Origin of the sequence: Haladaptatus sp. W1 (assembly GCF_001723155.1) — an archaeon.
GTDB lineage: Archaea > Halobacteriota > Halobacteria > Halobacteriales > Haladaptataceae > Haladaptatus > Haladaptatus paucihalophilus.
In genome coordinates this window covers 1-8023 of record NZ_MEIH01000301.1, presented here as the reverse complement: position 1 = coordinate 8023, position 8023 = coordinate 1, and the positions used below count along the sequence as shown (strand labels likewise).

Annotated in this window: 5 protein-coding genes and 2 pseudogenes; 2 read left to right on the top strand and 5 right to left on the bottom strand. The window is 63.9% G+C overall.

Translation table 11 applies throughout. The features are described 5' to 3' along the window. The 5 genes and pseudogenes from BG842_RS32775 to BG842_RS15295 form a co-directional block, all read right to left on the bottom strand. A pseudogene (locus BG842_RS32775) lies at positions 1-881 on the bottom strand (MFS transporter); the annotation flags it as partial. A gap of 257 nt (positions 882-1138) precedes the next feature. Next, entirely contained in the window at positions 1139-1498 is a 360-nt protein-coding gene (locus BG842_RS15310) for a group 1 truncated hemoglobin (RefSeq protein ID WP_069451419.1), read from the bottom strand. A 183-nt stretch (positions 1499-1681) separates the two neighbouring features. Further along, on the bottom strand, positions 1682-2320 hold the full coding sequence (locus BG842_RS15305) for a helix-turn-helix domain-containing protein (protein ID WP_069451418.1): 639 nt from the start codon (positions 2318-2320) through the stop codon (positions 1682-1684). A gap of 123 nt (positions 2321-2443) precedes the next feature. Next, a complete protein-coding gene (locus BG842_RS15300) occupies positions 2444-4807 on the bottom strand; it encodes a PAS domain S-box protein (protein WP_069451417.1) in 2364 nt (787 codons plus the stop codon). 105 nt (positions 4808-4912) lie between these two features. Next, positions 4913-5746, bottom strand: coding sequence for an amidohydrolase family protein (locus BG842_RS15295; protein WP_069451416.1), 834 nt, complete (start codon positions 5744-5746; stop codon positions 4913-4915). A 113-nt stretch (positions 5747-5859) separates the two neighbouring features. Between BG842_RS15295 and BG842_RS15290 the strand changes: the two genes are divergently transcribed. Both BG842_RS15290 and BG842_RS15285 read left to right on the top strand, forming a co-directional pair. Then, complete coding sequence (locus BG842_RS15290; RefSeq protein WP_069451415.1) at positions 5860-7023, top strand: CaiB/BaiF CoA-transferase family protein; 1164 nt, start codon at positions 5860-5862, stop codon at positions 7021-7023. A gap of 104 nt (positions 7024-7127) precedes the next feature. After that, a pseudogene (locus BG842_RS15285) lies at positions 7128-8023 on the top strand (thiolase C-terminal domain-containing protein); the annotation flags it as partial.

The window sequence follows — 8023 nt, the reverse complement described above, 5'->3', positions numbered from 1 at the left end:
GCGGTCGACGCCGGTCCCGCCAAGAGCGTCGTCCCGCTGGAAAATAGCACGCTGACGGCCATGACGACGCCGCTGATTCCGGTCGCATCAAGGAATCCGATGCGGATGCCGACGACGGCCGCGTACTCCACGACCGTCGAGAGGAGCACTCCCGCGAAGAGGAACCGGACGACGAAGTTCACGAGGCCGACGGAGAGGATACGAACGTCCGAGGCGACGATGCCCGGAATCTCCCGGAGTCCGGTGTCGGTCTCGACGGTCGGGTTCAAATCCGGCAGGACGAAGAACGCGACGAGCGCCGCGAACAACCCCGCGAACCCGGCCACGAGAAACGCCGGGGTGAAGCCGTAGAGGTTGGCCACGAGTCCGCCGACGACCAGTCCGGCGGGGAAACCGAGACTCTGGCCGCCGCGCAAGTAGCCCGTCCACTTGCCTCGGTTCTCGGGCGTTGTCACTTTCGTCACCGTGCTGAACGCGCCGACGAACACGAACGCAGACCCGATTCCCCACAGCACGCGACCCGGCGAACGTCGTGGCGCTCACGGCGGTTGCCGTCACGGGACGCTTCCCGCGAGTCCGTTCGTCCACGCGTCCGTCAGTCCGAGCACGTAGCCGAACGGCGCGAGTCCTTGGAGCGTGAAGCCGACGAGCATCGGTCGGCGCGTTCCGAATCGGTCGAGAATCGTCCCCGCGGGCGTGTTCAAGAGCATCCGGGTGAAGCGGTTGATGGCGAGGATAATTCCGACGGTCAGCGCCGAGAAGCCGAGCAGGGTTCCGAGACGGGGGAGCGTCGGAAATGCGACGCCGCCGCCGACGCCGCCGAAGAAGACGCCTGCGATGAGGCTGAGGACGACGGTCCGGGTGTCGCGGTCGCTACTCACTCCGTGACCACCGCGTCCCCGTTCCACACCTCGGTCCCTCCGCGGTCCAGTGGTACGAAAACGAACCTTCACTCATACCTAGTCGGAGAGGGTTCACCCGGATAAACGGATGGATTACGGCAGTTTCGTCGGTTCAATCGCCCCGTTACCGTCCGGTTGTCGTTCCGGCCGGTCGTCGTCTGTCCGTCCCGCTGCCGTCCCCCGCTACACCGCCGATTCGGGTATTAGAACGCCGATTCGAGTATTAGAGGCGACGCTTATCGGTTGAGAATCGGGTCCTTGAGCGCGACGACTTCGCTCATGATGCCTTCGACGTTCTCGTCGTCCACCCCGTTCGTTCGGAGCGCGGTTTCGAGATGCTCGCCGACGGCATCGAAATCGGATTCGTCGAGGTCGAGGTGCGCGTGGGCTTCGCGCATGTCGTCACCCGTGTACTCGACCGGACCACCGGCCACCGAGCTGATAAACTGAATCTGGTGGGCGCGCAGTTCCGCCATGTCCATCCCCTCGAAGTACGGAATCAACTGCTCGTCGGACAGTACTCGGTCGTAGAAATCCGTGACGACCGCTTCGACCGCGCTTTGTCCGCCGATTTCGTGATAAACTGATTGAGACATTGCGTCACCACGATTGTCGGTCCGGGTTCCGCATACGACCTTTCACTACCATACTCGGGTTTATTTAAACTAATGTTGTATGGTACCAAGGTTCGTGTGAACAAGCTCCGTGGTCTTCGATTCCATCCCTCACTCGGTCGATTCGTGAATTTCGACGACCGGCGATTCACCCCTCGTCCGTCGTCACGTCGAGAGAATCTGGTCGAGCAGTTTCGTCTGTGCGACCGAGAGGTGTTCGAGGAACGTCGCCACGGAGATTCCGATCTCGGTGGCGACTTCCTCGGCGGTCGTGCCCTTCGGCGAGTCGAAATATCCCATCTCGTGGGCCGTTTCCAGCGCCTCGTACTGGCGGTCGGTGAACGCCGTGCGGTCCACAAACAGCAACGACCGCTCGTCGGTGGCCGCCGAGCGCGTGAGTCGGTTCACCGTGACGCCCTTGCAACACGACCGCAAGTCGGTGACGACGCCCCGGAGCGTTTCGAGGTCGGGCGCGATGAACGAGACGATGAGTCGGCCGGAGTCGGCCCTGAGGGTGCGGACGGGACACCCGTGACTCGGCACGCGCTGGCACGGACACTCGTTGTCGTGCGTGTACCGGTACACCGATTTCGTCTCGTCGACGAAGACCTCCTCGGCCGCCTCCGGTTCCGTTCCGGCGTCGTCGGACCGGTCTACCGTTAGCTCCCCGACGACTTCGGTCGCCGTTCGGGTAGCGTGTTGGGCCACGCTGAGGGATTCGATTTCGAACTCCTCGCTGATCGACGAAACGGGACACCCGTCCGCGTCGCTCACCGCGAGTTGGACGTGAATTCCGGAGACCATACCTAAACGAATCCGCTCCCGACGGATAAGTGACTCAGTTCGACATCCCCCCGTATCTCGATTCTCATCTCGACGACTACCGGGTGCATCGGGACGAGTCGCGGGAGCCGTCGTCCGAATCGATCACTGCGGACGTGTCCGCGTGCTCCCCTCCGTGACCCCCCGGATTTCGAACCGCGCACCACCGTTCGACGATTCGGTGACGTCTATCTCCCAGCCGTGGTCTTCCACGCACTCGGTGACGATGGTGAGTCCATACCCCGTTCCGTTCCCCGAGGTGTGCCCGTAGTCGAACACCTCGGAGCGTTCGTCGTGAGGGATTCCCGGGCCGTCGTCTTCCACGAAGAATCCGTCGGAGAGCGCCCCGACGCGTACCGCAACGTCCTCGCCGCCGTGTTCGACCGCGTTTCGAAACAGGTTCTCGAACACCGTCCGAAGTCGGTCTTCGTCGGCCAGCACGGTCGGCATCGCACCCTCGACCGAGAGCGTCGCGTCGAACGTTTTGACGTGCTTCCACGCCCGCTCCACGATGCTCGGAAGTGAGACGTCGCTCGGTTCGATAGCCGTCCCCTTGTTCTGTGCCATCCGCAACAGGTTGCGGATGATCCGCTCCATCCGGTCGTGTGCGCGTTTCACCTCCTCGAAATCGCTCTCCCGCCCGTTCATCTCGGCCTCCGCCAGGTACATCTGCGCGATAGAAAGCGGGTTTCGAAGGTCGTGTGAGACGATGCTTGCGAACTGCTCTAATCGGCGTTCGCGCTCCTTGCGGTCGGTGATGTCGTGGAAATAGACCGAGAGACCCGTCTCAGACGGGTACGCGTTCATCTCGATCCAGATGCCGAGCCGTTCATCGTTGAGTTCGAAGTTAGTCGGCTCCTGGGTGTCCATCGCGGTGTGAAACTCCTCCCACATGTCCGTCTCGGTCGCGGTGGGCAAGACGTCCCAAAAACGCCGCTCGAGTACCACTTCGCTGGACTCCGGGAGAATATCCTCCGCACGGTCGTTGACGTGCGTGAACCGCCAGTCGTCGTCGAGCGCGAAGAAGGCGTCCGAAACGCGGCCGAGAATCTCGCTCAACTCGGTTTCGAGTTCGCTCCGTCGGCGTTCGAGTTCGTGTTCTCGCTGCTTGAGATCGGTGATGTCTTCACCGGTGGAGATGACCCGTTCCAGCTCCCCGTCGGGCCCGTACACGGGCCCGGCGCTGATGGACAGCCACAGGCGTTCGCCGTCCGGTTTTTCAATGGCGATCTCCTCGTCGTACACCGTCTCGCCGGTCGAGTGGACGCGCTCTGCGGGCGACTTCCCGTCGGCGAGCGGTTCCCCGTTCGCGTCGAGGGTCCGCCATTCGTCCGCGTCGTCCGACTTTTTCTGGAATTCCTCCTCGGACTGGCCGAGGAGTTCCTGCGCTCGTCGGTTCGCGAGCAGTATCTCCCCGTCCGCATCCTGTACGTAAATTCCGACCGGCGACGTTTCCAACAGTCGTTCGGTCTGGTTTCGCTCGCGGAGGAGTTGGTCGGTCCGTTCTTTCTGTTCGGTGACGTCGTCGATGGCGTACACCAGACGGTCGATTTCGTCCCCGTCGTCGATGGGGGCGACGTTGAGAGAGAGCCACCGACGACCTTCCCCCTCGAGGTGGAACTGGCACCGAAAATCGACGACTGGGTCGCCGGTTTCGGCGACCCGTGCAAACGGGCGGTCGTCGGGTGGAATCGACTCGTCGTCCTCGTCGTAGAGGTCCCACGACCGCACCGTGTACCGGTCCAGCTTCGACTCCTCGATGCCGAGCCGGTCGATGACGCGGGAGTTCGCCCGGACGAACGTGCCGTCCGACGAAACGACGGCGATACCGACCGGGACAGTTTCGAGCGCCTGCTCGATTAAATCGCGCTCCTCCTCGAGCCGCTGTTTCGCCGCCCGCCGTTCGGTCATGTCCCGAGTGACCTTGGTGAACCCTCTGAGTTCCCCGTCGTCGGTCCACAGGGCCGTGATGACGACGTTGGCCCAAAACTGCGTACCGTCTTTCCGGACGCGGTACCCCTCGTACTCGGTGCGTCCCCGTTCGACCGCGATTTCGCGGTGGTGCTCTGGAATACCCGCCTCCGTGTCGGCTTCGGTGTAGAACTTCGAGAAGTGTTCGCCGATTATCTCGTCGGCGGTGTATCCTTTGATTTTCTCCGCACCCTTGTTCCACGTGACGATGTGCCCCTCTGGGTCGAGCATGAAGATGGCGTACTCCTCTACTTCCTCGACCAACGAGTGAAACTGCGAGTCGTCGTTTCGTTCGAAGTCGCCGTCGCGCCACCACACTCGGTTTCCGGACGGGAGTTCTTTCCCCTTCACGACGCCTCGCTCGGCGAACTCTTCGAGGTTCGTCACGGCGACGTCCGGCCGGCAACCCAGTTCCGTCGCAAACTCTCGCGTCGAAAACGGCTCTCCTCCATCCCCGATTCTGTCGAGCGCCTCGCGGGCCGCGTTCTCGGGGTTCATACACCACTCCTCTCGAATGGATTACCATAGTGTTTTCGTCGTCCATTGCCCAACGGGTCCGTTCGCGCCTTCTCGGCTGAAAATAACATATGAATGGGGTGTTCGCTATCGCTCGCCCAAAAACCGCTCTGCGGTTCGACGGAAGACGTCGGCGTACACGGCTTCCGATAACTCGCGCTCTATCAACCCTCGTCGCTCCGCTTCGTAGGGGTAGGGAACGTTCGGAAAGTCCGTCCCGAACATGACCGATTCCGAGAGTTCACCCAACTCGTCGTCCCCGATTTCCGACGGGTCGAACCCCAACACGTCCGCCGACCGCGGCGAGAGCGCCATCGTCGTGTCCAAAAACACCTGTTCGTGCTCCCGCGCGAATCCCATGAACGCGTCCGCCTCGAACGTCCCCATGTGGGCCGCACAGGCGCGCACCTCGGGGTACGATTCGACGAACTGCTCGAACTGGTCCGCCCCGACGTGGGGACTCGATTCGAACATCGGAGCGGTCCCCGCGTGGAACACGATGGGGCGGTCGTACTCGGCGGCCAACTCGAACGCCGGGTCGAGTCGCGGGTCCGCCGGACCGCACTCCTGTACCGGACACTGGAACTTCAACCCGCGCGCACCCGCCTCGAACGCCGCCCGAACGACCGCCGCAACGTCGTCGTCGCCGTGCACCGTAGCGAACGGAACCGCCATCGCCGAGTCCTCGGCCGCGGCCAACACCCACTCGTTCAACGCCGCCGCCATGTCCGGTTTGTGCGCGTAGGGAAGCGCGATGTATCGGTCGATACCCGCCGCACGCAACTCGGCCTCCATCGCCTCGCGCTCGGTCGGGTGGTCGAAGGTCCACCCCGCCTCCGCCGACAGCGATTTCCGAATCGCCGCCATCAGTCGCGGCGGCATCAGGTGGACGTGTGCGTCGATAGTTCCCGAAACGGCCATACACCACGATTGACGGGCGAGTCGTTTGAAGGATTGGGTCGTGCCCCAGTCACGCCGCTATCGTCGTTCGCCTTTTCCCCGAACGATTTACCGCCTCCCCGCTTTCCCCCCGTATGCGACTCGATGACCTGTTCGTCCTCGACTGCTCCAGACTCCTACCCGGGCCGTACGCGACGCAACTCCTCGCCGACCTCGGCGCGACGGTGGTCAAAATCGAGGAACCGGGCCGCGGCGACTACGCCCGGTCGATGGAACCCATCGGCGAGAGCGGCTTCGGGGAGATATTCGAGGCGGTGAACCGCGGCAAACAAAGCGTCGCCCTCGACCTCTCAGACGACGCCGGACGCGAGGCGTTCTACGAACTGGTCGAGGCGGCGGATGTCGTCTTCGAGACGTTCCGCCCTGGCGTCGCGGAGCGGTTGGGAATCGACTACGAGACGCTGACCGAGTACAACGAGGAACTCGTCTACGTCTCGCTTTCGGGCTACGGCCAGACGGGACCGAACGCGGACCGAGCGGGCCACGACCTGAACTACGCCGGACTCACCGGCCTCCTCGACATGACGCGCCCGGACGAGGACTCGAAACCTGCGATTCCGGGCTACCCGATGGTGGACATGGCGAGCGGCCTGTTCGCGGCCTTCGGAATCGTGAGCGCGCTGCTCTCCCGGGAACGCGGGGCGAGCGGTACACATCTCGACATCGCCATGACCGACGTGATGCTGTCGTTCGCACAGGTGTTCGCCGGGAGCGCGTTCGCCGGGGAGACCCCCCGTCCGGGGGAAACGCTGCTGACGGGCGAGTTCCCCTGCTATGACGTTTATCGCACCGCCGACGACCGCTACCTCACGGTCGCCGCGCTCGAACCGAAGTTCTGGACGGCGCTCTGTACCGCCATCGACCATCCCGAACTGATAGACGAGCACCTGAGCGACGACCCGGCGGTTCGGACGGCCGTGCGCGACACCCTCCGGGACACTTTCGAAGAGCGGACGATGGTCGACTGGCTCGCCGAGTTGGACGACGTGGACACGGCCGTCGGCGGCGTTCACACCGTAACCGAAGCCTTCGACCACGAACAGGCACGCGAACGCGGGATGGTCGTCGGTTCGAACGACGCCCCGCCGCGAATCGGCTTCCCGGCCTTCGAATCCGACGAGCGGTCGGTTCCGACTCGGCTTCCGAACCACGGCGAACACACCGAATCCATCCTCCAGGAGGCCGGGGTGTCCGCCGAGACGCTCGCGCGGTTGACCGACGACGACGGGGAGAACTGACCGGTTTCGGTTTCGCGTTCGTCGCCCGACGGCGGGCGGTGGATTATTGACACTCCCCGAGAGAGGTGAGTGTAGTGACACGAGCTACCATCGTCGGGGGCGGAATGACTTCGTTCGGCCCGCACGACCAACCGCTGGAGGAACTGTTCGCGGACGCCGCGTTCGCGTCGATGGACGATGCGGGCATCGCTGGCGACGAAATCGACGCCTTCTACCTCGGCAACGCGCTGGGCGGCCAGACCGAATCCGACACCCACCTCGCGCCGAAGCTGGCGACCCACATCGGGTTGCAGGGAATCCCCTGCCAGCGGTTCGAGGACGCCTGTGCGACCTCCTCGAACGCGTTCAAACACGCCGTGCAGGCGGTCGAATCCGGTGTCCACGACGTCGCCTTGGTTGGCGGCGTCGAGCGCTGTACCCCCGAGACGGGACTCGGGACCGGCGAGATGACACGCATCTTCGCGGGCGCATCCCACCGCCAGTACGAACAACCGACCGGGTTGACGTTCCCCGGCGTGTTCGCGCTCCTGACGAAGCGACACATGCACGAGTACGGCACGACGGAAGAGCAACTCGCCGAAGTCGCCGTCAAAAACCACCACCACGGCCAGTCCAACCCGAAGGCACATTTCGGCCGCGACACCGACGTCGAGTCGGTGCTCGAAACCCCCATCATCGCGGATCCGTTCCACCTGATGGACTGCTGTCCGTTCTCCGACGGTGCATCGGCGGTCCTCGTCGTCTCGGACGACCTCGCCGACAGTTTCGCCGGTGAACCCATTTCCGTGACCGGCGTCGGACACCGAACCGACGCGGTGCCGCTCGCGGACAAGACGTCGCTTCCCGAAACCCGGGCGGCCCGCGACGCGGCCGCAGAAGCCTACGAACAGGCCGGAATCACCGCGGCCGACGTGGACGTCGCCGAGGTCCACGACTGTTTCACCGGGCAGAGGTGCTGGCCATCGAGGCGCTCGGTCTCTTCGAGGACGGAACCGGCGGG